This window comes from Streptomyces wedmorensis, from assembly GCF_000716445.1.
Classification (GTDB): Bacteria; Actinomycetota; Actinomycetes; order Streptomycetales; family Streptomycetaceae; genus Streptomyces; species Streptomyces wedmorensis.
In genome coordinates, this window is the sequence record NZ_JNWK01000083.1 from 1 (window position 1) to 24,133 (window position 24,133).

Here is a 24,133-nt window from a genome sequence, read left to right on the forward strand (position 1 = left end):
CGTTCGGGACGACCCCGTCGCAGCCGTTGGCGATCAGCCAGGCCACGTGCTCGGCGTAGGCGTCGTGGTCGACGGAGCCGTCGCCGCGGAAGGGGAGGGTGGTGGCGACCATGATGCCGCGCCAGGGACGGTCGGTGTTCCAGGTGGTGGTGGTCATGTCGACGACCTTTCTGTAATGTGTGACATTTTATAGAGGGTCAAGAGAGAGGCCCTTCACAGGCCCTAGGGGCCTGTCCGGCCCTGATCCGCCGGACGGGCCCTAGGGGGCTTCGGGGTGCGGGGTGTCCGCCGTTCCTTCGAGTGCGGCGAGCGCCGCGAGGCTGACCGGGACGGCGAACGGGCGGCGCTCGGAGGGTGGTTCGGCCACGCCGTCACGCGCTGCGAGGCAGGCGACGGCGGTCCCGCACATCCGCCCCTGGCACCAGCCCATGCCGGCCCGGGTGAGGAGCTTGACGGTCCGCGCGTCCCGCGCCCCGAGGTCGGCGACGGCCTCGCGGACGCGCCCGGCGGGCACCTCCTCGCAGCGGCAGACGTCCGTGTCGTCGTCCAGCCAGGCGGTCCATCCGGGGCCGGGGGCGTGCGCCGTGGCCATCACGTCGGCGAAGGCCCGCATCCGGTCCCTGCGGCGCCGGAGTCCGGCGGTCCGGCCCGTGGCCCCCTGACGGCCCCGCAGCCGGGCGGCGATCGCGATGCCCGCCACCTCGCCCTCGGTGCGGGCGAGTTCGGCGCCTCCCACGCCGCCGGTCTCACCCGCCGCCCAGAGTCCGGCCACCGAGGTCTCCTGGAGGTCGTCCAGGGCGAGGCCCAGGGTCCCGTCCGGGAGCGGACGGGTGGCGCAGCCGACGGCCGTGGCCAACTCGATCTGGGGGACGAGTCCGTGCCCGACGGCCAGCGCGTCGCAGGCGATGCGGCGGCCCGTCCCCGGCAGCGGACGCCAGTCGCCGTCCAGTCGGCTGACGGTGACGGCCTCCACCCGGTCGGTGCCGTGGACCTCGGTGACCGCACGGCCCGGCAGCACCCGCACGCGGTGCCTGAGCAGTGCGGCCCCGTGCACCAGGGCCTCGGCCGCCTTGCGGGGGTTGGTCACGAGTGCCCGGGGGCTGCGGGCGTAGCGCAGGTAGCCGGCGGCCTCGACCACGGCGGGCACCCGCGCACCCGCCGCCGCGAGGGACGAGGCGACGGCGAGCAGCAGGGGTCCGCTGCCCGCGACGACGATGCGGCGGCCGGGCAGGACGAGACCGGACTTGAGCATGGCCTGCGCCCCGCCGGCGCCGACGACGCCGGGCAGGGTCCAGCCGGGGAAGGGCAGTTGGCGCTCGTACGCGCCGGTGGCGAGGAGCAGCGCCCGGGCCCGGACGCGGGCGGGTCGCTCTGCGGCGCCGTCGGCGCCGGTGACCGCGTGCACCGTCCACGTGCCGTCGGCCTCCGGCACCGTGGACCACACGTGGTGCCCCGACAGGTGGGTGACGGAGCTCTCGGCCAGGCGTCGCCGCAGGTCGGAGAAGGCGGACCAGTCGTGGTGGAGCGCCTCGGGCCGTACCGCGCCCAGGGCGGGGGCGGGGTGCCGGTAGAACTGTCCCCCGGTGTGGGCGGACGCGTCGAGGAGGGCCACGGAGAGGCCGAGTCCGGCGGCGGTGACGGCACCGGCGAGTCCCGCGGAGCCCGCGCCGACGACGGCGAGGTCGTACGTGTCGTCGCGCGTGTTCCGCGCCCGCGGCGCGCCCGGTTCAGACGGCGAGGTGGTCATGGCCGTGTCCTTCCTGGGTGGTGATCGCGTCGCCGGGGCGGGCGGGGACCAGGCAGGCGCGGCGGTTGGGCTCGCCGTTGACGGTGGCGAGGCAGTCGTAGCACTGCCCGATGCCGCAGAAGGCGCCGCGCGGCCGGCCGCCGTCCCGGGTGGTGCGCCAGGCGAGGATGCCGGCGCCCCAGAGGGCGGCGGCGACGGTCTGGCCGGGCAGGGCGGTGACGCGCCGGCCGTCGAAGGTGATCTCGAACGGCGGATCGGGTCGTGCGCCGACGAGGTCGGCGGGGGTGCGGGCCACGGGCCCTCCTCTCGTGACGGTGCGCGAGCCTCAGGGCGCGGGCGTGGACTCGGGTGCGGGGAAGCGGTCGGGGCGGAACGGGTGGATGTCCAGGGGCGGTTCGGCGCCGGTCAGGCAGGCCGCGACGACGAGGCCGGTCACCGGTGCGAGGCCGATGCCCGCTCCTTCGTGGCCGCAGGCGTGCAGCAGCCCGGGGGCGCGCGGGTCGGGGCCGATGGCGGGCAGGTGGTCGGGCAGGTAGGGGCGGAAGCCGAGGTAGGTCCGGATGGCCCGGACGGTGCCGAGGACCGGGAACAGAGCGGTGGCCCCGGCGGCGAGACGGCGGAGCACCTCGGTGGAGAGCGTCCGGTCGAAGCCGACGCGCTCCCGGCTCGCGCCGATCAGGACGGGCCCCGCGGGGGTGCCCTCGACGACCGCCGAGGTCTGGAGGGCGGCGGAGCCGCTGGCGACGTCCGCCACGTAGTCGGCGGCGTAGACCTTGTGCCGCACCACGCGAGGCAGCGGTTCGGTGACGAGGACGAAGCCCCTGCGGGGCAGTACGGGCAGGTGCACGCCCGCGAGTTCGGCGAGTGTGCCGCCCCAGGTGCCGGCGGCGTTGACCACGTGCGGGGCGTGGAGGTCGCCTGCGGTGGTCCGTACGCCGCGGATCTCGCCGCCCGGGCCGGTGAGCAGTGCGGTGACCTCTTCTCCGAGGTGCAGCCGGATCCGGTCGCCGCCGGCGCGCAGCAGCCGGGCGGCGGCGTGGGCGGGCATCACCTGGGCGTCCTGCGGATAGAGGAAGCCCCCTGCCAGTCCAGGAGCGAGGTGGGGCTCCAGGTCGTGGAGCCGGTCCCCGGGGACCTCCTGGGCGGTGACGCCCGCCTTCTCCTGACGGGCCGCGAACTCCCGCAGGGCCCGCATCCCGGACTCGCCCGAGGCGACGACGAGGCCGCCCTTGGCCTCGTACTCGACCTGCGGCGGGAGCAGGTCGGCCAGTTCTCGCCACAGGGTGGTGGCGAGCAGGGCGAGTTCGAGTTCCGGTCCTGGTTCCTTGTCGGACACCAGGAGGTTCCCCTCGCCCGCTCCGGTCGTTCCGCCGGCGACGGGACCGCGGTCGACGACGGTGACGGAGAGGCCGGCGAGGGCGGCGTAGTAGGCGCAGGCCGCGCCGACGACGCCGGCGCCGACGACGATGACATCCGAGGGTTTTCTCGTGGGCACAGCAGTAATATTTCACATGGCACTGGAGTTGCCAAGCCCCTCCAGCGGAGGATCGCAGTCGCCACTCGCATCCCCGGGCGACCTTCGGACACGGATGGATAACGGAGCCGCCGATGGGTTGTCAGTACAATTTCACATTACTATGTTACCGGTCACATTCCAGCCCTCGTCGGCTGGCCGAACCGCTGCTCCCGGAGTGACCACCCATGAACAAGCGCACGTACACCTTGGCCACCGCCCTGGTGACGACCCTGGCCCTCGGCATGACGGGCTGTTCCGACGGCAAGAAGTCCGACGGCTCCCGGGACCGCAAGAACCCCGCGACCTCCAACAACGGCGCGGTCGTCGGCGGCACCCCGCAGCGGGGAGGCACCCTCACCGTCCTGTCCAACCAGGACTTCACCCACCTCGACCCGGCCCGCAACTGGGTCATGCCCGACATGGACTTCGGCACCCGGCTCCTCTACCGCACCCTCGTCACCTACGCGGCGCAGCCCGGCGCCAAGGGCACCGAACTGGTCCCCGACCTCGCCGAGGACCTCGGCACGCCCTCCGACGGCGCCAAGACCTGGACCTTCCGCCTCAAGCCCGGCCTGAAGTACGAGGACGGCACCCCGATCACCTCCCGGGACATCAAGCACAACGTCGAGCGCTCCTTCTCCCCCGACCTGCCCGGCGGCCCCGACTACGCGGCCCGCTACCTCGTCGGCGGCAAGGACTACCGGGGCCCGGCCGAGGGCAGGCACCTCGATTCGGTGAAGACCCCGGACGACCGCACGATCGTCTTCGAACTGCACACCGCCTTCGCGGAGTTCCCTTTCGCCGCCACCCTCCCGACCTTCGCCCCCGTGCCGAAGCCGCGGGACAAGGGCCCGCAGTACGACAGCCGCCCGTTCTCCTCGGGCCCGTACAAGATCGAGACGTACGCCCGCGACAAGCAGCTCGTCCTGGTCCGCAACACCCACTGGGACCCCGGGAGCGACTCCGTCCGCAAGGCGTACCCGGACCGGATCGTCGTCACCATGGGCCTCAAGGGCAACCAGATCGACGACCGTCTGATCGCCTCCTCCGGCGCCGACGCCTCGGCCGTCTCCTGGGCCCAGCTCCGCCCCGAGTCCATCTCCAAGGTGCTGACCAAGGCCGACGTGAAGGCCCGGCTGCTCGCCGAGTCCAGCAGCTGCACCGAGATGGTCCAGATGCACACCGGCCGCGCCCCCTTCGACGACCTCAAGGTCCGCCAGGCCGTGCAGTACGCCCTCGACCGCGAGGCCATCGTCACCGCCGCCGGCGGCCCGGCGGTCGTCGACGCCTCCACCGCCGCCATGCCCGGCGCCCTCTTCACCGGCGGCACGCAGCCCGACACGCTGAAGATCCCGCTCTCCGGCGACGTCGAGAAGGCCAAGCAGCTCCTCAAGGAGGCCGGGAAGGCCGACGGGTTCTCCACCCGCCTCACCGTCTCCATGAACGACAAGCGCATCGGCGAGGCCGTCCAGGAGTCCCTGGGCCGGGCCGGCATCAAGGTGACCATCGAGACCGTCGACCCGTCGGCCTTCTACGACACCATCGGCGACACCAAGAGCCGCACGGACCTCGTCTACACGGGCTGGTGCCCCGACTACCCGTCCGGCTCCACCTTCCTCCCCTTCGTCTTCGACGGGCGGTTCATCAAGGCGAAGGGCAACTCCGGCAACCACTCCCTCTTCAAGGACGACGCCACCATCGAGCGGATGGACGAGATCGCCGCCATGTCCGACGGAGCCCAGGCCAACAAGGCGTGGCAGGAGCTCGACGGGCAGATCCTCGCCAAGGCCCCGGTCGCCCCCGGAGCCTCCAAGCGCCGCACGCTCCTCATCGGCACCAACGTCGCCGGAGCCTTCGGGCACACCTCCTGGAGCGGCCAGCTCGACTACGCGACCGTCGGTCTCAAGGACCCGTCGAAGAGCGCGAACTGAAGGACGCCCCTCCCATGACACTCACCACCACCTCCTCCCCTCCGGTGTCCGGAGGCAGCGGGGCCTGGCGGTCGGTCCGCGCGGAACTGCGCCGCCGCACCTCGCTGAAGGTCTCCGTCGCCGTCGTCGCGTTCTTCGCCCTGATGACCGTCGCCGCGCCGCTGATCAGCGCGCTGGGCGGCTGGGGCCCGGAGGAGTTCGACAAGTCCGCCGTCGACCCCTACCTCGGCGGACTGCCGATCGGGCCGCTCGGCGGGGTCTCCGCCGAGCACTGGCTCGGCGTCGAACCCGTCACCGGACGCGACCTGTTCGCCCGCGTCGTGCACGGTGCCCAGGTGTCGCTGCTCATCGCCTTCGCCGCCACCGCGATCGTCGTGGTGGCGGGCGTCGCCGCCGGCGTCGCCGCCGGTTACTTCGGGGGCCGCACCGACACGGCGCTGTCCCGGCTGATGGACCTCACCATGTCCTTCCCGTCCCTCATCTTCATGATCGCGATGATGTCGGTGGCCCGGGACGTCGACCGGACCCTCCTGATGATCCTGGTCATCGGCCTCTTCGGCTGGCCCGGCGTGGCCCGGGTCGTGCGGGGCCAGACCCTCTCGCTCAAGCACCGCGAGTACGTCGACGCGGCCCGCGTCGGCGGCTCCGGCCCCTGGCGGATCCTCGCCCGCGACATCCTCCCGGGCGTCGCCGGACCCGTCATCGCGTACACCACGCTGATGATCCCCGGCATGATCGCCACCGAGGCCGCCCTCAGCTACCTCGGCGTCGGCGTCCGCCCGCCGACCCCGTCCTGGGGCCAGATGATCGCGGAGAGCGTCGCCTACTACGACACCGACCCGATGTACTTCCTCGTCCCCAGCGTCTGCCTCTTCCTCACCGTGCTCGCGTTCACCCTCCTCGGCGACGCCCTGCGCGACATCCTCGACCCGCGAGGGGGCCGCTCGTGATCCTCTACCTCGGCCGCCGGCTGCTCGGGGTGATCGGCGTCCTCCTCGCGATCGCCGCCGTCACCTTCGTCATCTTCTACGTGCTGCCCTCCGACCCGGCCGCCGCGGCCTGCGGCAAGGCGTGCAGCGACGAACGCCTGGAGGCGATCCGCGCCCACATGGGCCTCGACGCCCCGCTGTGGCGCCAGTTCGGCGACTTCGTCACCGGCATCTTCACCGGCCGCACCACCGGCAGCGGCCAGTACGCCCTGCGCTGCGACTTCCCCTGTCTCGGCTACTCCTACGAGAACAGCGAGGGCGTCTGGGACCTGCTCGTCGACCGGCTGCCGGTCTCGGCCTCGCTCGCCGTCGGCGCCGCCGTGCTCTGGCTGCTCCTCGGCCTGACCGCCGGGGTCACGGCCGCGCTCCGCAAGGACACCCTGACCGACCGGGTCCTCATGGTCGGCGCGGTCGCCGCCGCCTCCCTGCCGGTGTACTTCACCTCGGTGCTGCTCATCTACGGGCTGATCCGGCTCACCGGACTCCTGCCCTACCCGCAGTACGTCCCCTTCACCGCCGACCCGCTGTCCTGGGCCTCCAACCTGCTGCTGCCCTGGCTGGCGCTGGCCGTGCTCTACGCGGCCATGTACGCCCGGCAGAGCCGCGGTTCGATGATCGAGTCCATGGCGGAGCCGTACATCAGGACCGCCCGCGCCAAAGGCCTCCCGCGCCGCACCGTCGTCGTCAAGCACGGTCTGCGGGCCGGCATGACCCCGGTCCTCACCATCTTCGGCATGGACCTCGGCGGGCTCCTCGCGGGCGCCGTCATCACCGAGTCCCTCTTCGGACTCCCCGGCATCGGGCGCCTCTTCTACGGCGCCCTCAGCACCGGCGACCAGCCCGTCATCCTCGGGGTGACCCTGCTCGCCGCCACCTTCATCGTCGTCGCCAACCTGGCCGTCGACCTGCTGTACGCCGTCGTCGACCCGCGAGTGAGGTACTGATGGCCGCACCCGAACCCCTGCTGCGGGTCCGCGACCTCACGGTCACCTTCCCGACCCCGCGCGGCCCCGTCCGGGCCGTGGACTCCCTGTCCTTCGACGTGCCGCACGGGCGCACCCTCGGCATCGTCGGCGAGTCCGGCTCCGGCAAGTCCGTGACCTCGCTCGCCGTCATGGGACTGCACACCGGCGCCGAGGTCTCCGGGTCCGTCACGCTCGACGGGCGCGAGCTCGTCGGCCTGCCGGACCGCGAGCTCAACCGGCTGCGCGGCCGCCGGATGGCGATGATCTTCCAGGACCCGCTGTCCAGCCTCCACCCGTACTACACGGTCGGCGAGCAGATCGCCGAGCACCACCGGGTGCACTTCGGTTCCCGGCGGGCCGCCGCCCGCGCCCGCGCCGTCGAGGCGCTCGCCGAGGTCGGCATCCCCGAGCCGAAGCGCCGGGTCGGCGAGTACCCGCACCAGTTCTCCGGCGGCATGCGCCAGCGGGTGATGATCGCGATGGCGCTGGTCTGCGAACCGGAGCTGCTCATCGCCGACGAGCCGACCACCGCGCTCGACGTCACCGTCCAGGCCCAGATCCTCGACCTGCTGGCCCGGCTCCAGGAGGAACGGCGGCTCTCCGTCGTGATGATCACGCACGACCTGGGCGTGGTGGCCCGGGTCGCGCACGAGGTGCTCGTGATGTACGGCGGGCGGGCGGCCGAACGAGCCCCGGTGGACACGCTGTTCACCGAACCCGCGCACCCGTACACGCGGGGCCTGCTCGACTCGCTGCCCCGGCTCGACGACCCCGACGACGTACCGCTGCGGGCGATCCCCGGCAGCCCGCCGTCACTCCTCGAACCGGCGCCCGGCTGCGCCTTCGCTCCGCGCTGCCCGCGGGCCGCCGCCGGCACCGACGCGGAACGGGAGCGGTGCGCGAGCGAACGCCCCGGGCTCGGCGGGCCCGAAGGACACGCCGCCGCCTGCCACTTCCCGTCGTTCCCGGCGCTGTCAGCCGCGCCTTCCCCGTACGAAGGGGTCGACTCATGACCACCGCCCACGCGGCGCTGCCGCACCCGGCGCCCGCGCCGGACCACGCCTCCACCCCGCCGCTGCTGCGGGTGAGCGATCTGACCATGACCTTTCCGGGCCGCCGCCGTTCGGCACCGGTCCGGGCCGTCGACGGCGTCTCCTTCGAGGTCGCCGAGGGCGAGACCCTGGGCCTGGTCGGCGAGTCCGGCTGCGGCAAGTCGACCACCGGCCGCATGATCGTGCGGCTCCTGGAGCCGACCTCGGGCTCCGTCACCTACGCGGGCCGGGACGTCACCCGTCTCTCGCAGCGGGCGCTCAAGCCCCTGCGGCGCGAGATGCAGATGGTCTTCCAGGACCCGCACTCCTCGCTCAACCCGCGCCAGTCGGTGGCCCGGATCATCGCCGATCCGCTGCTGGTCCAGGGCAGTTCGGCGGCGGACGCCCGCACACGGGCGCGGGAGCTGATGGAACTCGTCGGGCTGATCCCGGAGCACATCGACCGCTACCCGCACGAGTTCTCCGGCGGCCAGGCCCAGCGCATCGGCATCGCCCGCGCGCTGGCCACCGGCCCCCGGCTGGTCGTCGCCGACGAACCCGTCTCGGCCCTCGACGTCTCCGTGCAGGCGCAGATCGTCAATCTGATGGAACGGCTCCAGCGCGAACTCGGTCTCGCCTACCTCTTCATCGCCCACGACCTGTCGGTCGTGAAGCGGGTCTGCGACCGGGTCGCCGTGATGTACCTCGGCCGGATCGTGGAGGTCGGCGTGAAGGAGCGGGTGTACGCGGCTCCCGCCCACCCGTACACCCGGGCGCTGCTGTCCGCCGTGCCCCTGCCCGACCCCGCGGCCGAGCGGGCCCGGGAACGGATCACCCTGCTCGGGGACCCGCCGAGCCCGGCCGCTCCCCCGCCGGGCTGCACCTTCCACCCGCGCTGTCCCAAGGCCCGGGAGATCTGTCGCACCGAGGCCCCGCTGCTGCGCATCGCCGCCGCCGGCGAGGCGCGGGAGGTCGCCTGCCACTTCCCCGAGACGGGCTGAGTCCCCGCCGGAACGCCCCGGTCCCGCGCGTGCGGGCCGGGGCGTTCGTCTCTGCGGGGAGGAGGGGTGGTCAGGTCTTGCGGAGCGCCTGGTAGAGGGCGCCGGCGACGGCGAGGTCCTCCCAGGCCATGCCGACGCTCTTGAAGAACATCGGGCGGTCCGTCGCCGGGCCGCGGTGACCGCGCACCAGGTCGGCGAGGGTGCCCGCGATGTGGTCCGGGTCGATCGCCCCCTCGGCCAGCGGGACGAGCAGGTCACCGGCCTCCCTGAGCGCGGCGGCGCGCGCCTCCACGTACACGTCGGCGCGGGCGACGAGGGCGGTGTCGGTCTCCCTGGCCTCCGGCTCGTGCGAGCCGACCGCGACGACGGTGGCGCCGGGGGCCACCAGGGTGCCGTCGAAGAGGGGTTCGCGGGCCGTGGTGCAGCAGACGACGAGGTCCGCCGTGGCGACGTCCTCGGGTGTGCCGGTGCGGGCGGTGGCGCCGAGCGTCCGCGCGTACCCGGCGAGGGCGCGCGCGGCGATCGGGTTGCGGCCGACGACGACCGCCTCGGAGATCCGGCGGACGGCGAGGACGGCCTCCAGGTGTCCGTACGCCTGGGGCCCGGTGCCGAAGAGCACCAGGCGCCGGGGCCGGTCGTCCGGCGTCAGGTGGTGGACGGCGAGGGCGGAGACGGCGGGGGTGCGCAGCTCGGTGAGGGCCGCTCCGTCGAGGAGGGCGAGGGGCTGGAGGTCCGCGCCGTCGAGCAGCAGGTAGGAGCCGGTGATGCGCGGCAGGCCGAGGGCCTGGTTGCCGGGGGCCACGCCCGCGATCTTCACTCCGGCGAGCGGGCCGAAGGCCGCGGGCATCAGGAGGAGTTCGCCGGCCGGGACGGGGACGGAGGTGCGGGGCGGCGCGGCCTCCGGGTCGAAGCCGGCGAGCAGGACGTCGGCGAGGACACGGGCCGTCGCTCCCGGCGTCAGGACGCGGGTCATGGCGGCGGCGTCGATGTGGAGCAGCCCGGTCACAGCAGGAACCCGGTCCCCAGGTCGTCGTGGGCGTCGAGGACGAAGGTGTGGCTGCCGGTGCGGTGGGTGGCTCCGGTGACTTCGGTGACGCCGCCGGGCAGCAGCCGGCCGGTGAAGACGGTGTCGGCGACGGACTCGTGGGTGAGGGTGGCGCCGCCGTCGAGGCGGCCGTCCTCGCCGAGCAGGGCGAGCCGGGCGGAGGTGCCGGACCCGCAGGGCGAGCGGTCGATCTGGCCGTCGGCGAAGACGGTGACGTTGCGCTGGTGCGGTCCTTCGGCGGTGTCGGGGAGGTCGTCGTAGAGGATGACGCCGTACACGTCGTGCTCGGGGAGCGCGGCGCGGATCTCCCGCCCTGCCCTGACGAGTTCGGGCAGGGCGGCCCTGGTGGTGTCGAGGCCCAGGTCCCGTGCGGGGACGGTGACGTAGACGGCGCCGGAGTCGGCGATGTCCGCCTCGACGGTGCCGAAGGCGGTGGTGACCGGGACCTTGCGCGCGAGGACGCGCGTGGGGACGTTGCGGAAGGTGACGCCGGTGGTGCGGCCTCCGGCGCGGTGGACGGTCGCGGTGACGCGGCCGGAGGGTACGTCGATGCGGACGGGGACGTAGCCGTCGTCGGGCGCGGGGACGCGTCCGGTGTCGACGGCCCAGGCGCCGAGGGCCATCGTGCCGTGGCCGCAGGCGGTGGAGTAGCCGTCCTTGTGCCAGAACAGCACGCCGAAGTGGGCGCCGTCGTCGTCGGGCGGGACGATGAACCCGCCGTACATGCCGGAGTGGCCGCGCGGTTCCCGGACGAGGAGCCGGCGCAGCTCGTCGAGCGGTCCGAGGCGCAGCGCGAGGGCGCGGCGCTCGGCGACGGTGTCGCCGGGGATCGGGGGGAGGTCCTCGTCGACGATCCTGAAGGGCTCGCCTGCGGTGTGGTAGTCGGTGGTGCGGACCGATCGCGGGGTGGTGCTCACGTACTGCCTCCGGGAAGGGGTTGCGGGGGAACGGGTGCCGGGCCGGCCACTCCCCCCGTGGAGTGGCCGGCCCGGACGGTGGGTGGTCAGCTGCGCAGCGGGCCCTCGCAGGTGAAGCTCGACGTGCCCGCGACCCGGCTGGACCAGATGTCGACGGGTCCGAAGGAACAGTTCATGTCGGCGAGGTTGTTGGTGGCGGCGCCCGCCCGGTCGAGGATGAAGTAGTCGACGGTCTCGGACATGTCCTTGAAGACCTTGTCCGCGTTGCCGGCGTCCGACAGGTTGGCGGTGATGCGGCCGGTGCAGACGAAGCGGCGCTTGCCGTACTCGCCGGCCTCGACGCAGTCGGGGGTGTTCTGGGTGGCGTTGGCGAAGGCGGTGCGGACGGCGTTGACGTCCCAGTCGCGCAGGTAGCCGTTGGTCGTGTACGTGGTGTTCGGCACGAACAGCGTGTCGACCTTGGCTATCTGGGCGTCCAGGAAGCGGTCGTACGCCTGCTGGAGGCCGGGGTCGGCGCTCAGCCGCTCGCGCCACGCGTCGTAGGCGCTGACGTCGTCGTTCCGCAGGTGCGTGTACATCTCGCGGAGCAGCGAGGGGCGCTCGGTCCAGAGGAACTCGAAGAAGGTGCCCGCGTAGTTGTAGAAGCGGAAGCCGTCGCCGTCGTAGGTGGCGTGGAGGAGCCGGCGGACGCTCATGCGGGGGCCGCCGCCGGCCGTGTCGTTGATGATGCCGCGGACGAGGGACTTGCGGACGGCGATGCCGTTGTCCCGGGTGGCGCCGTCGAAGAACTCGGCGGTGCCCTCGTCCATGGCGGTGGTGCGGTCGCCCTGGTACCAGGGGCCCTGGCCGAAGAAACCGGGGACGGCGAAGCGGCCGTTGAGGTAGTGGACGTACTCGTGCCGGAAGAGCTCTTCCAGGGTGAGGCTGGAGTCCTGGGGGACGCGGCGCTGGTACGTGTAGAAGGTGGCGCCGTTCTCGATGTAGATGCCGCCGTTGTTCGTGCCGTACCCGGTGAGGATCGGGTGGTAGTTCTCGTAGTCGGCGCGGGAGGCGTACAGGACGATGTTCAGGGTGGTGTTGGGGTCGGCCGCGAGCGGCCGGTCGGTGCCGAGGACGCGGTGGTACTGCGCCTTGACCTGCTTGCTCGCGTAGTACAGCTGGTCGACGGTGGCGCGGTCGAGCGCGGTGCGGACCTTGATGGCGCCGTTGTCGTAGGTGTACGTGTACGGGAAGAGCTGCTTCTCGATGTCCTCCTTGCACACGCCGTACGGCTTGCAGGCCTCGTAGAAGTTGAGCCAGGAGACGACCTTGGCCCACTGCTCGCTGCCGCGGCCGAAGGTGGTGACGGTCTGGCCGAGCAGGGTGCCGAGGTCTGCGACCACCCCGTCCCTGAGGCCCGCGATCTGGCCGAAGCGGCCGTACTCGCCGATGGCGTCGCGGGCGACCCAGGAGTTGGCGGTGCCCTTCAGGTGGCCGTAGCCGGCGAAGTCCTTGAAGACGGCGCGGTACGCCGGGTCGGCGGTGACGGCCGCGTGGAAGGCGGCGTCCTGGTTGCCCGGGTAGACGCCGAGGTAGTTGACGGAGAGCCCGGCGAGCGCGGCTCCGGCCCAGGCCGGGTCGAGGTTCGTGGCGGGGTGCGCCGGGTCCATGGTGGCCAGGACCCGCTTGATCAGGCCGAGCTGGTGCTGGCGCAGGCCGGGCGCGCTGGCGGCGTACAGCGCCTCGCGGAGGGTGTTCGCGTTGGTCTTCGTGACGTCGAAGGTGCGCGGAGCGGCGCCGAAGGCGGCGACCGCCTGGCGTATCGCGTCGACGGTGGGCGCGTCGGTGGCGTCGATCTCGCCGCGGGAGAAGTCGTGGTACGCGACGGCGTGGAGGTACGTGAACATCCCCTCCAGGCGGGAGGAGTTGTTGCCGTCGTGGGTCGGCGCCAGGCTCGCGGCGCGTCGGGCGACGGCCTGGACGTGGGCGTCGGACATCACGGGGACGAGCCGGGCGTCCCAGGTCCAGACGAGGCCGTTGACGCATTCGGTGGTGACGGCCGGGTCGGCGAGGAAGGCGGCGAACTGCTCGGCGGTGAGGCCGGTGACGCCGTCCAGGGTGCAGGGCACGCCCGCCGCGGTGGTGTCGGCGGCCGCGGCGAGGGTCCGGGCGGTGGCGCCGGTCTTGGCCTTGGTGTCGGCCTTGGTCTTGCCGGCGACGCGGCCGGCGGCGAGACCGCCGGGGGCGGGCGCGGGCCCGAAGGTCTTGCGGGTGGCGGTGGCGAGGTGCTCGACCTCGTCGAACGGGTTGGCCTCGGCATCGGCCCGCGGCGCCGCCGGGCCGGCCACCGGGGTCGCCGGCGCGGGCCGGTTCTCGGCTTCCGCCGCGGTGACGGCGGACTGACCGGCGGAGGCCATGAGCGTCACCGCGATGGCGGAGGCGAGCAGGGACGAGCGCACACGTCTGTGGAGGGACAACAGAACTCCTGCTGTTGAGGGGGGTTGGTGGGGATGGGTACGCGAACTGGTCTGGTTCGCACGGCGTATGACAGACGTTCATCGGACCGTGTGCGGTGTAACATAGTAATGTGAAATTGCACTGACAAGCCCTCTGACGACATCAGTTCCGCCACCACCCCTCCCGGCAGGGAGCCACCCCCTCCCCCACGGGGGGAGCCGGCCCGCTTCCCCGCCTCCCCCGAGCGGGGAGCCGGCCCGTTTCCCCGCCTCTCCGCGTACGCCCTCGGCGCCAGGTGCGCCCTATGCGTCGTAGTCCGCGAGACCGCGTTCGTACGCGGCGAGGGTCTCCACGAACATCCTGCGTTCCGCCTGGCTGAGCGGGCCGAGGGCCGCGCGCCAGGCGCCGGCACTGCGGCCGAGCCAGCCGTCGATGGCCGGGCGGTGGGCGTCGGCGATCGAGACGATCTTCCGCCTCCGGTCGGCGGGGTCCTCGGTCCGCTCCAGGACGCCCTGCTTGGCGAGGTCGCCGACCATCAGGCTCACCGTGGCCGGGGCCACCTCCAGCCTGGCCGCGAGCTCGTTGACGCCGAGCGGCCCGTCGAAGAGCAGGTAGGCGAGGAGGGAGAGGTGGCGGGGGGCGAGGGTGAGCGACCGCAGCTCGTCGGGGATCCTGATGCGCTTCACCCGGCCGACCATGCGGGGCATGAGCAGCAGCAGCGTACGGACGGCGTCGTCGACGTCCGGTCCGGCGGCGCCCCCGGACGCACCGGAGCCCCCGTCCCCCTCGCGCGCGGTTGACACGGCACACCCTCCCTTTTAGCTTTGCTTTCAAAGCAAATAGATCTGTCGGGATCGATGCTAACGGAGGGCACAGCCATGTCCGGGTTCAATCAGCAGGTCATCGACGAGTTCCGCACCCACGGCGGCCGCGTGGGCGGCATGTTCGACGGCGCCTCCTTACTCCTGCTCACCACGACCGGCGCCCGCAGCGGGCGCGCCCACACCACCCCCGCCGTGTTCGTACGCGACGGCGCCAGGCTCCTCGTCTACGCGTCGAACGGCGGCGGGCCGCACCACCCCGCCTGGTTCCACAACCTCCGCGCCGACGCCCATGTGACCGTCGAGCTCGGCACCCCGGAAGGCACCGTCGAGCGTTTCGCGGCGACGGCAGTGGTGACGGAGGGCGAGGAACGGGAGCGCCTCTTCGCGGAGCAGTGCGAACGGGACCCCGCGTTCGCCGTCTACCAGGCCGGCACGGACCGGCCCATCCCCGTCGTCGCCCTCCACCGCACGGACCTCACGGACCCCGCCCGTCACCGGGCCATCGCCGCCCACCTGGTCAAGGTCCACGAGGAGCTCCGCACCGAACTCGCCGCACTCCGCGCCGGCCTGGACTCCCCGGCCCCCACGCTCGGCCCACAGCTCACCCGCCACTGCCTCACCCTCTGCGGCGCGCTCCACGCCCACCACCACAACGAGGACTCCGTCTTCGACCTCCTCCAGCGGCAGTTCCCCCACCTCGCCGACCCCCTGGACCGCATCCGCCGCGAGCACCACGTCGTCGCCCGTACCGTCGGCGAACTGGAGGTCCTCCTGTCCTCCGGCGCCACCCCCGCGGCCCTCCGGCCGGAGGTCGACCGCCTCGCCGACCGCCTCGAGGAGCACTTCGCCTACGAGGAGTCCCGGTTGCTCCCGGCACTGGCCCCGGACGCGTGACGGTCAGCCGCTCCAGGCGTCGCAGTACTCGATGTGCAGCGAGCCCGGCACGTTCCGCCGGGTCCGCGGCCGCGACCACGGGCCCGAGGTGAACTCGACGCAGTGGTGCCGGTCTCCGGGATGCCGGTTCCGGTGGGACGGGGCCTCGTCGGCGAGGCCGCGCAGCACGGTGCCGTGCTCGCGGAAGGCGGTCGCGCTGCCCACCACGAAGAGCGTGTGGGCGGCGATGTCGAACCCGAGGTGGTCGCGGTACGTCCGGTGGTACCGGCGTTCGTGGTCGATGTCCCCCGCGTCGGGGAAGTCACGGTCCGGGGTGGCCGCCCTCTGCGGCCGGCCGGGGCCGAGCCGCGCCCGGGCCTCCTTCCACGAGGTGGCGCGGAACTGCAGGCTGTGGTGGGCCAGGACCAGGTCCAGCGCGACCGGTTCACCGTCGCCGACGACACCGCCGGGGGCCGGATTGGCCCGGATCGGCAGATGGACCAGGGAGTGGGCGGAGCGGGCGGCCAGCGCCCACAGGCCGGTGAGGCGCTCGGCGCCGTCGCGGTCGACGTACATCGACAGCCAGTGGCCGTCGTCCCGCAGCGCCACCCGCTCCGGCACCGGGTCAGGCCGGATCACCCTGACCTCGGCCCCGCCCATGCGGACCTCGTGCACCCGCACCCGCTGCTCCACGCGCCTCCCTCGAACGATCCCGCAGCGCACCCTAGCCCGCACCACCCGTACTCCCGTCCGGATTTTCCCGGGGTGCGGGGCGCGTGACGTCACAGGGGGCGGGCGTAGCCCTCCCAGTAGGGGTCTCGGAGGCGGCGCTTGTAGAGCTTGCCGTTGGGGTCGCGGGGCATGGCGGGGGTGAAGTCGACCGACTTGGGGCGTTTGAAGCCGGCGAGGCGGTCGGCGCAGTGGGCGAGGATGGAGGCGGCGAGCTCGGGGCCGGGCTCGTGGCCTTCGGCGGCCTCGACGACCGCCTTGACCTCCTCCCCCCAGTCGGCGTGCGGGATGCCGAAGGCGGCGGCGTCGGCGACGGCGGGATGGGCGAGGAGCGCGGCCTCGATCTCGGCCGGGTAGATGTTGACGCCGCCGGAGATGATCATGTCGATCTTGCGGTCGCGGAGGTAGAGGTAGCCGTCCTCGTCGAGGACGCCGAGGTCGCCGACGGTGAAGAAGTCGCCGATGCGGTTCTTCGCGGTCTTGGCCTCGTCCTTGTGGTACTGGAAGCCCCCGGTGTTCATCTTCAGGTACACGGTGCCGAGTTCGCCGGGCGGCAGCCGCTTCCCGTCGTCGTCGAAGACGGCGAGTTCGCTGATGGGCCACGCCTTGCCGACCGTACCGGGCCGCTTCAGCCACTCCTCGGCGGTGGCGAAGGCGCCGCCGCCCTCGCTGGCCGCGTAGTACTCCTCGACGCACCGGCCCCACCAGTCGATCATCGCCCGCTTGACGTGCTCGGGGCAGGGCGCGGCGCCGTGGATGGCGTGGCGCATCGAGGAGACGTCGTACCGTTCGCGCACGTCCTCGGGGAGGGCGAGCAGGCGGTGGAACTGGGTGGGGACCATGTGCGTGTGCGTGCAGGCGTACCGGTCGATGAGCCGCAGCATCTCCTCGGGCGTCCAGCGGTCCATGAGGACGAGCGGGTGCCCGATGTGGAGGGCGGCGGCGGCGAACTGGAGCACGGCGGTGTGGTAGAGCGGCGAGCAGACCAGGTGGACGTTGCCGTCGGCCGGGCGGATGCCGAAGATGCCGAGGAAGCCGCCGAGATGGGTCTCCTCGGGGAGTCTCCCGGGGAGCGGGCGACGGATGCCGCGGGGGCGTCCGGTGGTGCCGGAGGTGTAGTTCATGACCCAGCCGAGGGTGCGGTCGGCGGGTGCCGCCGCGTCCTGGCCGTCGAGGAGTTCGGCGTACGGCCGGAAGCCGGGGACGGCACCCACCGCGTACCGGTGCGTGGGCGCGAGTCCGGCCTCGTCGGCGGCGAGGGCGACCGCCTCGGCGAACCGCTCGTGGGCGAGGAGGACCTTCGCGCCGGAGTCGGCGACGATCCAGGCGATCTCGGGGCCGACGAAGTGGTGGTTGACGGGGACGAGGTAGAAGCCGGCCTGGGTGGCGGCCAGATGGGCCGTGAAGAACTCTGGGCCGTTGGGCAGGACGACGGCGAAGGCGTCGCCGCGTTCCAGGCCGGCCGCGCGCAGGCCGTGGACGAGGCGGTTGGCCTCGGCATGCAGCCGGCCGGCGCTCCATTCCTCGCCGTCGGGCGCGACGAGCACCGTACGGCCGGGGTCGGCGGCGGCCTGGGACCAGAATCCGGTGGGACCGTTGCTCACTGGGAACTCCGTCCGGCGATGCGGTTGATGCGGTCGACGGCCCGCTCGAAGCCCCGGGTGAGCTCGTCGACGACCTGCTGGACGCTGCGCTCGGAGTTCATCCGGCCGACGATCTGTCCGACAGGGGTGCCGAGGAGCGGTTCGACCTCGTGGCGCTGGATGCGGGAGACGGCCTCGGCGACCAGGAGTCCCTGGAGCGGCATGGGGAGCGTGCCCGGGCCGGCCGGGTCGTCCCAGGCGTCGGTCCATTCGGTGCGGAGCTGGCGGGCGGGCTTGCCGGTCAGGGCACGGGAGCGGACCGTGTCGCCGGATCCGGCGGCGAGGAGCTTGTCGGTGAGGGCGCGGGAGTGCAGTTCGGCCTCGGTGGTGGTGAGCCAGATCGAACCGAGCCAGACGCCCTGTGCGCCGAGAGCGAGTCCGGCGGCGATCTGCTCGCCGCTGCCGATGCCGCCGGCGGCGAGCACGGGCAGCGGGGAGACCGCGTCGACGACCTCGGGGGTGAGGACCATGGAGGCGATCTCGCCGGTGTGGCCGCCCGCTTCGTATCCCTGGGCGACGACGACGTCGATGCCGGCCTCGGCGTGGTGTCGGGCGTGGCGGGCGCTGCCGGCGAGGGCGGCGACGAGGACGCCGTGGTCGTGGGCGCGGGTGACGACGTCCGGCGGCGGGGAGCCGAGGGCGTTGGCGAGCAGTTTGATGGGGTAGTCGAAGGCGACGTCCAGCTGGTTGCGGGCGACCTGCTCCATCCAGCCGGTGATCCGCCAGCCGGAGGCCTCGCCCTCGGCGAGTTCCGGGACACCGTGCTTGGCGAGGGTCGCGCGGACGAACGCCCGGTGCTCCTCGGGGATCATGGCCTCGACCTCGGCCTCGGTCACCCCTTCGACCTTCTTCGCGGGCATCACGACGTCGAGGCCGTACGGCAGTCCGTCGGTGTGCGCCTGCATCCAGTCGAGGTCCCGGGCGAGGTCGTCGGGGGCGGTGTAGCGGACCGCGCCCAGGACGCCGAACCCGCCGGCTCTGGTGAGTGCGGCGGCCACCGCGGGGAAGGGCGTGAAGCCGAAGATGGCGTGCTCGATCCCCAGGGTGCGACTCAGCTCCGTCTTCATGGGCGGCAGGATGCCTCAGCCTCGCGGCGGAGGGAAGACCTTTTCTGATGCATCGTCAGATTCTTTGGGTACGGCACGCCACGGTTCGCCCCGGGCCCGCCGTGGGAGAGGGTGGACATGACGGACGACGTGACGAAGAGCAGAGGTCTGAGCCGGCGCGCCTTCGGCGGCGGGGTGGCGGTCCTCGGAGGTGCGCTGATGCTCGGTGCGGTGCCGGGGGCCGCGGCCTCCCCGGAGCGGGGCGGCGCGGGGTCGGGAGCCGGGGGCACGGCTCGGGACGGAGCCGCGGGCGGGGCCGCGCGGCGGACCACGCTGCGGCGCGGCTCTGCCGGGCGCGCCGGGCTGCTCGCGCCGCACCTGGACGCGCTGGTCGCCGAGGCCGAGCGTTTCCTGTCCCCCTCCCCCACGCACCCCTGGTACGCGGGCGCCGTCCTGCTCGCCGGGCGCGGCGGGACGGTCGCCCTGCACCGGGCGATCGGTTCGGCGGTGCGGTACGCGGCGTACGACGAGAAGACGGACACCGGCGTCGAGCTGCCGCCCGACCGGCGGATCCGGATGGCCGAGGACACCGTCTTCGACCTGGCGTCGGTCTCCAAGCTGTTCACCTCGATCCTGGCGGTGCAGCAGATCGAGCGCGGCACCCTGGACCTGGAGGCGCGGGTCACCGCGTACCTCCCGGAGTTCGGGAGCGGGGGGAAGCAGGACGTCACGGTCCGCCAGCTGCTCACCCACACCTCGGGGTTCCGGTCGTGGATCCCGCTGTACCGGGAGCCGACACGGGAGGGGAAGCTGCGGCTGCTGTGGAACGAGCGGCCGGCGAGCCCGCCGGGGTCGGCGTACCTCTACTCGGATCTGAACCTGATCTCGCTCCAGCTGATCCTGGAGGAGATCACCGCTCGCGGTCTGGACACCCTGCTCCACGACGAGATCACCGCTCCGCTCGGGATGCACCGCACGCGTTTCAATCCGCCGCTCTCGTGGCGGCCGCAGATCGCCGCCACCGAGGACGCGCGCCCGCCCTGGTCCGGCCTCGACCGGGGCATGGTCCACGGCGAGGTCCACGACGAGAACGCCTACGCCCTCGGCGGGGTCGCCGGCCACGCCGGGATCTTCTCCCGCGCCTGGGACCTGGCGATCCTGGCCCGCACCCTCCTCAACGGCGGGGCCTACGGAAGCGCCCGCATCCTCTCCCCCGCCTCCGTGGAGCTGATGTTCACCGACTTCAACACCGCCTTCCCCGGCGACGAGCACGGACTCGGCTTCGAGCTCTACCAGCACTGGTACATGGGGGCGATGGCCACTCCCCGCACGGCCGGACACACCGGCTTCACCGGCACCAGCCTCGTCCTCGACCCGAGCACCGACACCTTCCTCGTCGTCCTCGGCAACTCGGTCCACCCGGTGCGCTCGTGGCGCTCCGGCTCCGCGCCCCGCGTCGCGACGGCGGACGCCCTGGCGCGCGCGGTCCCGGTGCGCCCCGCGCGAGGCCGTACCCCCGCCGAGCCCTCGGGTCCGCCCGGCCAGGGACGACCCCCGTGGTTCGCCGGCATGACGAGCGCCACGACCGCGACCCTGACGCTCCCTCGCATCGCCGGAGCCACGCGCCTGGAGTGCGCGCTGTGGTGGGACACCGAGCCCGGCACCGACCCCGTCGTCCTGGAGGCCTCTGCCGACGGCGGCGCCACCTGGCGGCCCGTGCCCTTCACCACCGACGGCCGCCTCCCGCACCCGACGGGCTCGGTCGACGGCTGGTCCGGACGCCGCTGGCACACCGTGTCCGCGCCCCTGCCCGAAGCGCCCGGGCCGCTGCGCTGGCGGTACACCACGGACCGGCGGTACGTCGGGCGCGGCGTGTACGTGGACGGGCTGCGGCTCCTCGACCCGCTGGGGCGGCCGCTGTTCGACGAGACGCGGCCCGCCGACGGGGCGCGGATCGAGGCCAGGGGGTGGGAACGCTCGGCAGACTGAGCCGGGCACGGCGTGCTTCAGGGACGTACCGCCTCCGAGGCACGCCGCGCTTCGGAGGCCGTACCGCCTCCGAGGCACGCCGGGAGCGGGCGGGGAGACGTCCGTACCTGCATACGCCATGCGCGCACATGATCATCTGAGGTACCGTCCGGGCGGAGTGATCTCACCGGGGGGGGATGAGACGAACGCCGAGGCGAGCGTCTGTCGTCGTCGCCCGTTCGCGGTGACGTCCCGCTCCGCGGGGGCCGCCGCAACCGGCCCGCCGACGAACGGCACAACCGTCTCCGAGGCCGCGCCGCCACCGTCCCTCGCCTCCGTTCCCGCCTTCGTATCGAGGTGTTCCTTCATGCTGCCCCTGTCCGAGCGTCGCCCACCGGGCGGCGCTCACCGCTTCGCGCTGTCCGCGTGGCTCTGCGCGCTCTCCCTCGCCGTCCTCGCCGCGGTCGCCTTCGCCGTCACGCCGCAGACGCCCGCCGCGGCGACCACCGCGGCCACCACGGCCGTCGCCGGCCCGCCGACGATCACGCCCCAGGTCTCCACCACGTTGTTCCCGGCCCGCGGCACCTACTACTGCACACGGATCCCGGCCCTGGTCACCACCAAGGCCGGGGTGCTGCTGGCCTTCGCGGAGGGCCGCGACCGGGACGTCGCGACCGGCTGCGACGACGTCGGTGACAACGACATCATCCTCAAGCGGTCCACCGACGGCGGGAAGACCTGGGACGAGGCCCCGACGGTCGTCGTCGGCGGCGGCGACTCGCTCGCACACGGCAACCCCGCGCCGGTCGTGGACGGCGTCACCGGCCGGATCACGCTGCTCTACTCCAGCAGCGACTGGAACCACAACCGGGCGGATCCGGACCGCAAGGGCTACGACCGCACCGTGCACGCCGTCCACAGCATGGACGGCGGCGTGACCTGGTCGGCGAGCGTGCCGCAGCCCCAACTCGACGACCCCGCCTGGTTCTGGGTCTCGACCGGTCCCGGGCACGGCATCCAGCTCAGCCGCGCCGGCCACCACGGCCGACTGGTGGTGCCCGGCGACCACCGCGGCGGGGGCAAGGCCGGCGGCCAGCTCTACTACAGCGACGACGGCGGTCTCACCTGGCGGATGGGCGCCGTCTCCGAGACGCCCGACACCGGCTCCTACCCGGCCGAACTGACGGTCGCCGAGACCGTCGACGGCGGCCTCCACGTCAACGCCCGCAATTCCGAGATCACCCGCTGCACCACCAACGAGCACCGGCTGGCGGCCACCAGCACCGACGGCGGCGCCACCTTCGCGGCGCCCTTCGCCCCGGTGGCCAACCTGGACACGTCCCCGGTGTACGGCTCGCTGCTGCGCCTGCACGCGCCGGACCACGACGGCAAGCCCGCGCAGCTGCTGTACTCGGGCTCCTCCCGCCTCGGCCCGAACCCACTGGAGGACCGGCGGGAGCTGGCGATCCGCTCCTCGTTCGACGAGGGGAAGACCTGGGAGACCCGCGGCAGCCTCGTCACGACCGCGCGCGCCGGCTACTCCGATCTGACGGCGCTCTCCGACGGCTCGCTCGGCATCCTGTACGAGACGGCCGGCAACATCCCGCACGGCAACGTCGTGTTCGCGGCCTTCACCGAGCAGGGCATGAAGGACGCCAAGACCGAACTCCGCCGCCCCCGCACGGCGGACACCCGCGAACGGCCCGCGGGGACGCCCGGCAACCACGCCGTCATCCACGGCGGCGCCCAGCTCGGGACGCGCCTGTCCGGCAAGGCGATGGAGTTCGACGGCCAGGACGATTACCTGCGCCTCGTCTGCTCGCCGACCCTGCGGGTCGACAGCCCCGACGAGGCAGGGGACTTCACGGTCACGGCCTGGTTCCTGCCCAAGGCCGCCACCGGCACCCTGCCGATCGTCTGGGCGTACGGGATGCCGGGCTCCGAGCCCCCGAAGAAGGGCCGCCACTTCTCGGTCCGCGCCGAACCCGAGGCGGGCGTGCTCCGCGCCACCGTCGGCACCGACATCGGCTCCACCGAGGTGACGCTGCCCGCCGTGTACGACGACGACGCCTGGCACCACGTCGTGTTCACGCGCAAGGGACTCACCCTCAGCCTGGCGATGGACGGCGGCACCCCGGCCACGGCGGTCATGCCCGCCGGCGCGAAGGCCACCGACACGGTCCTCACACCGGACGGCCAGTTCAACGTCCACATCGGGGCGCGGCCCGACTTCCCGAGCCAGCCGGTCGGGGTCGGGCAGCTCTTCCACGGCACCCTCGACGACGTGCGGCTCTACGGCCGTGCCCTGGACCCGCTGGAGGCGGGGCAGGTCAAGGACGGCTCCCTGGAGGTGGCCAAGGCGGACGAGCGGCTCCGCCTCGGCTTCTCCACCATCTGGTAGCCGGGCCGACGGACGGAACGGCCGGGGCCCGGAAGGGGCTCCGGCCGTTCCGTCCGGGAGCCGCACCATCAGGGACGGCACGGCCGGGCGGCGCACCCGTCAGAAGCTGAGGGCCGCCACCGCGGCCGTGCGGGCGCGCAGCTCGCAGGCGTTGCCGTAGGTCTCCGACCAGGAGACCCTCCGGCCCTGCCAGACGCCGTCGCCGGTGACCGTGACCGGGGCCCACTCGCGCGTACAGGGGCGGCCGCCCGCTAAGACCGTCAGGGCGCCCAGGTCGCCTCCGGTCGCGGCCAGTTCGGCGCACGCGGACTCGGGGCTGGGGTGGGTTCCGCCGGGGACGGGGGCGCAGCTCAGGGTGACGGCGCGGACGATCGTGGCCGTCTCGGGGCTGTCCCCCTCGCCGACGGCGAGGACGAGTGCCGACGGCGCGTAGAGGGATGCGGGTGAGGCCACGGCCGCACCGGTGTAGGCGGTGCCGATGAGGGCGAGGCCGGTGGCGGTGGCGAGCACGGTGGCGCCGAGGGTACGGAAGTAACGCACGGGGGTGTCCCTTCGCGAGGGGATGAACGGGGGTGCGAGCCGATCGGCTGCGGAGTGGAGTCTTGTCGACGCGCAGCGTGATCGCACATCCGTCGCCCTTTTCCGGCCGCGTACACGCATCCGGACCTACCGACTGGTCGTTCGGGGAGCTGGGAAGGGGTACGGGCCGCGACCCGACGGCGGACCGGCCCGCCCGGCCGCCGGGCCGTACAAGCTTGCACGACCGCTTCACCTGCGAGAACCCGAAAGACGTTCGAGGTTGGAGCACTTGCCCGGGTGCTTGATCGTCCGGAAGTCTGCCGTGGGCGACGGCGGCGGGGACGCCTGCCACGGGGATGCCTGCCCCGGGGACGACGGCGCCGGGACGGCCGGCCCCGTCGGGCGCCGGGCCTGTCCGGCACCGGGCCTGTCCGGCGCTGATCCGGGGACGTTCGCTAGTCTTCTGAGTCAGGAATTCTGTTCAGATGTATAGGCTTGCCCTATGGCACGTACGGGGCGGCCGAAGGCCGAGTTGATCCTGTCGGATAAGGA

General features: G+C 73.2%; 21 protein-coding genes. 8 read left to right on the forward strand and 13 right to left on the reverse strand.

What is annotated here, in order from left to right; all coding sequences use genetic code 11:
- The 4 genes from OO54_RS47960 to OO54_RS37995 all read right to left on the reverse strand — a co-directional run.
- The coding region (locus OO54_RS47960; RefSeq protein ID WP_418953241.1) for a dihydrodipicolinate synthase family protein at window positions 1-157 on the reverse strand (157 nt) is incomplete at its 3' end.
- Between the two features lie 102 nt (window positions 158-259).
- Window positions 260-1,747 (reverse strand): FAD/NAD(P)-dependent oxidoreductase, encoded by a 1,488-nt coding sequence (locus tag OO54_RS37985; RefSeq protein ID WP_033211615.1) that lies wholly within the window; start codon window positions 1,745-1,747, stop codon window positions 260-262.
- Window positions 1,728-2,042, reverse strand: coding sequence for a (2Fe-2S)-binding protein (locus tag OO54_RS37990; RefSeq protein ID WP_033211616.1), 315 nt, complete (start codon window positions 2,040-2,042; stop codon window positions 1,728-1,730). Before OO54_RS37990 ends, OO54_RS37985 begins: the two co-directional genes overlap by 20 nt.
- A gap of 30 nt (window positions 2,043-2,072) precedes the next feature.
- Window positions 2,073-3,242, reverse strand: coding sequence for an NAD(P)/FAD-dependent oxidoreductase (locus tag OO54_RS37995; protein ID WP_033211617.1), 1,170 nt, complete (start codon window positions 3,240-3,242; stop codon window positions 2,073-2,075).
- Window positions 3,243-3,448: 206 nt separating this feature from the next.
- On the opposite strand from OO54_RS37995, the gene OO54_RS38000 reads away from it, so the two are divergent.
- Genes OO54_RS38000 through OO54_RS38020 form a run of 5 tightly spaced genes read left to right on the forward strand, consistent with a single transcriptional unit; the run spans window position 3,449 to window position 9,180 of the window.
- On the forward strand, window positions 3,449-5,194 hold the full coding sequence (locus OO54_RS38000) for an ABC transporter substrate-binding protein (RefSeq protein ID WP_033211619.1): 1,746 nt from the start codon (window positions 3,449-3,451) through the stop codon (window positions 5,192-5,194).
- 14 nt (window positions 5,195-5,208) lie between these two features.
- Complete coding sequence (locus tag OO54_RS38005; RefSeq protein ID WP_033211621.1) at window positions 5,209-6,144, forward strand: ABC transporter permease; 936 nt, start codon at window positions 5,209-5,211, stop codon at window positions 6,142-6,144.
- Entirely contained in the window at window positions 6,141-7,127 is a 987-nt protein-coding gene (locus OO54_RS38010; protein WP_033211623.1) for an ABC transporter permease, read from the forward strand. The genes OO54_RS38005 and OO54_RS38010 overlap by 4 nt, the downstream gene beginning before the upstream one ends.
- Window positions 7,127-8,161 carry an ABC transporter ATP-binding protein gene (locus tag OO54_RS38015; protein ID WP_033211628.1) on the forward strand — a complete coding sequence of 345 codons (1,035 nt, stop codon included), beginning with the start codon at window positions 7,127-7,129 and terminating at the stop codon, window positions 8,159-8,161. The genes OO54_RS38010 and OO54_RS38015 overlap by 1 nt, the downstream gene beginning before the upstream one ends.
- Window positions 8,158-9,180 carry an ABC transporter ATP-binding protein gene (locus OO54_RS38020; protein ID WP_033211630.1) on the forward strand — a complete coding sequence of 341 codons (1,023 nt, stop codon included), beginning with the start codon at window positions 8,158-8,160 and terminating at the stop codon, window positions 9,178-9,180. Before OO54_RS38015 ends, OO54_RS38020 begins: the two co-directional genes overlap by 4 nt.
- A gap of 70 nt (window positions 9,181-9,250) precedes the next feature.
- Here OO54_RS38020 and OO54_RS38025 read toward each other — a convergent pair whose 3' ends face one another.
- The 4 genes from OO54_RS38025 to OO54_RS38040 all read right to left on the reverse strand — a co-directional run bounded on the left by OO54_RS38025 (window position 9,251) and on the right by OO54_RS38040 (window position 14,285).
- Window positions 9,251-10,186, reverse strand: coding sequence for an ornithine cyclodeaminase family protein (locus OO54_RS38025; protein WP_234439233.1), 936 nt, complete (start codon window positions 10,184-10,186; stop codon window positions 9,251-9,253).
- Complete coding sequence (locus OO54_RS38030; protein ID WP_033211632.1) at window positions 10,183-11,142, reverse strand: proline racemase family protein; 960 nt, start codon at window positions 11,140-11,142, stop codon at window positions 10,183-10,185. Before OO54_RS38030 ends, OO54_RS38025 begins: the two co-directional genes overlap by 4 nt.
- A gap of 86 nt (window positions 11,143-11,228) precedes the next feature.
- The gene (locus OO54_RS38035) at window positions 11,229-13,538 is read right to left on the reverse strand and encodes a collagenase (RefSeq protein ID WP_051787759.1); all 2,310 of its coding nucleotides are present in this window, start codon (window positions 13,536-13,538) and stop codon (window positions 11,229-11,231) included.
- A gap of 342 nt (window positions 13,539-13,880) precedes the next feature.
- Window positions 13,881-14,285 (reverse strand): MarR family winged helix-turn-helix transcriptional regulator, encoded by a 405-nt coding sequence (locus OO54_RS38040; RefSeq protein ID WP_051787761.1) that lies wholly within the window; start codon window positions 14,283-14,285, stop codon window positions 13,881-13,883.
- A gap of 171 nt (window positions 14,286-14,456) precedes the next feature.
- Here OO54_RS38040 and OO54_RS38045 point away from each other — a divergent pair, with 171 nt between their 5' ends.
- Window positions 14,457-15,296 (forward strand): nitroreductase/quinone reductase family protein, encoded by an 840-nt coding sequence (locus OO54_RS38045; protein ID WP_078905569.1) that lies wholly within the window; start codon window positions 14,457-14,459, stop codon window positions 15,294-15,296.
- A gap of 3 nt (window positions 15,297-15,299) precedes the next feature.
- Here OO54_RS38045 and OO54_RS38050 read toward each other — a convergent pair whose 3' ends face one another.
- The 3 genes from OO54_RS38050 to OO54_RS38060 form a co-directional block, all read right to left on the reverse strand.
- Window positions 15,300-15,968, reverse strand: a complete 669-nt coding sequence (locus OO54_RS38050; RefSeq protein WP_033211636.1) for a hypothetical protein — start codon at window positions 15,966-15,968, stop codon at window positions 15,300-15,302.
- A gap of 89 nt (window positions 15,969-16,057) precedes the next feature.
- On the reverse strand, window positions 16,058-17,608 hold the full coding sequence (locus OO54_RS38055; RefSeq protein ID WP_033211637.1) for an acyl-CoA synthetase: 1,551 nt from the start codon (window positions 17,606-17,608) through the stop codon (window positions 16,058-16,060).
- Window positions 17,605-18,714, reverse strand: a complete 1,110-nt coding sequence (locus OO54_RS38060) for an NAD(P)H-dependent flavin oxidoreductase (RefSeq protein ID WP_033211638.1) — start codon at window positions 18,712-18,714, stop codon at window positions 17,605-17,607. The genes OO54_RS38055 and OO54_RS38060 overlap by 4 nt, the downstream gene beginning before the upstream one ends.
- Before the next feature lie 117 nt (window positions 18,715-18,831).
- Here OO54_RS38060 and OO54_RS38065 point away from each other — a divergent pair, with 117 nt between their 5' ends.
- Window positions 18,832-20,682: a serine hydrolase domain-containing protein gene (locus OO54_RS38065; RefSeq protein WP_033211639.1), complete on the forward strand. Its 1,851-nt coding sequence runs from the start codon at window positions 18,832-18,834 to the stop codon at window positions 20,680-20,682.
- Between the two features lie 132 nt (window positions 20,683-20,814).
- On the opposite strand, the gene OO54_RS46160 is transcribed toward OO54_RS38065, so the two are convergent.
- Window positions 20,815-21,030, reverse strand: a complete 216-nt coding sequence (locus OO54_RS46160) for a hypothetical protein (RefSeq protein ID WP_157856591.1) — start codon at window positions 21,028-21,030, stop codon at window positions 20,815-20,817.
- Here OO54_RS46160 and OO54_RS38070 point away from each other — a divergent pair.
- Window positions 21,029-23,062 (forward strand): sialidase family protein, encoded by a 2,034-nt coding sequence (locus OO54_RS38070; RefSeq protein ID WP_033211641.1) that lies wholly within the window; start codon window positions 21,029-21,031, stop codon window positions 23,060-23,062. The genes OO54_RS46160 and OO54_RS38070 overlap by 2 nt on opposite strands.
- Window positions 23,063-23,161: 99 nt before the next feature.
- Here OO54_RS38070 and OO54_RS38075 read toward each other — a convergent pair whose 3' ends face one another.
- Window positions 23,162-23,602 (reverse strand): subtilase-type protease inhibitor, encoded by a 441-nt coding sequence (locus OO54_RS38075; RefSeq protein WP_033211643.1) that lies wholly within the window; start codon window positions 23,600-23,602, stop codon window positions 23,162-23,164.
- Window positions 23,603-24,133: the final 531 nt, after the last annotated feature.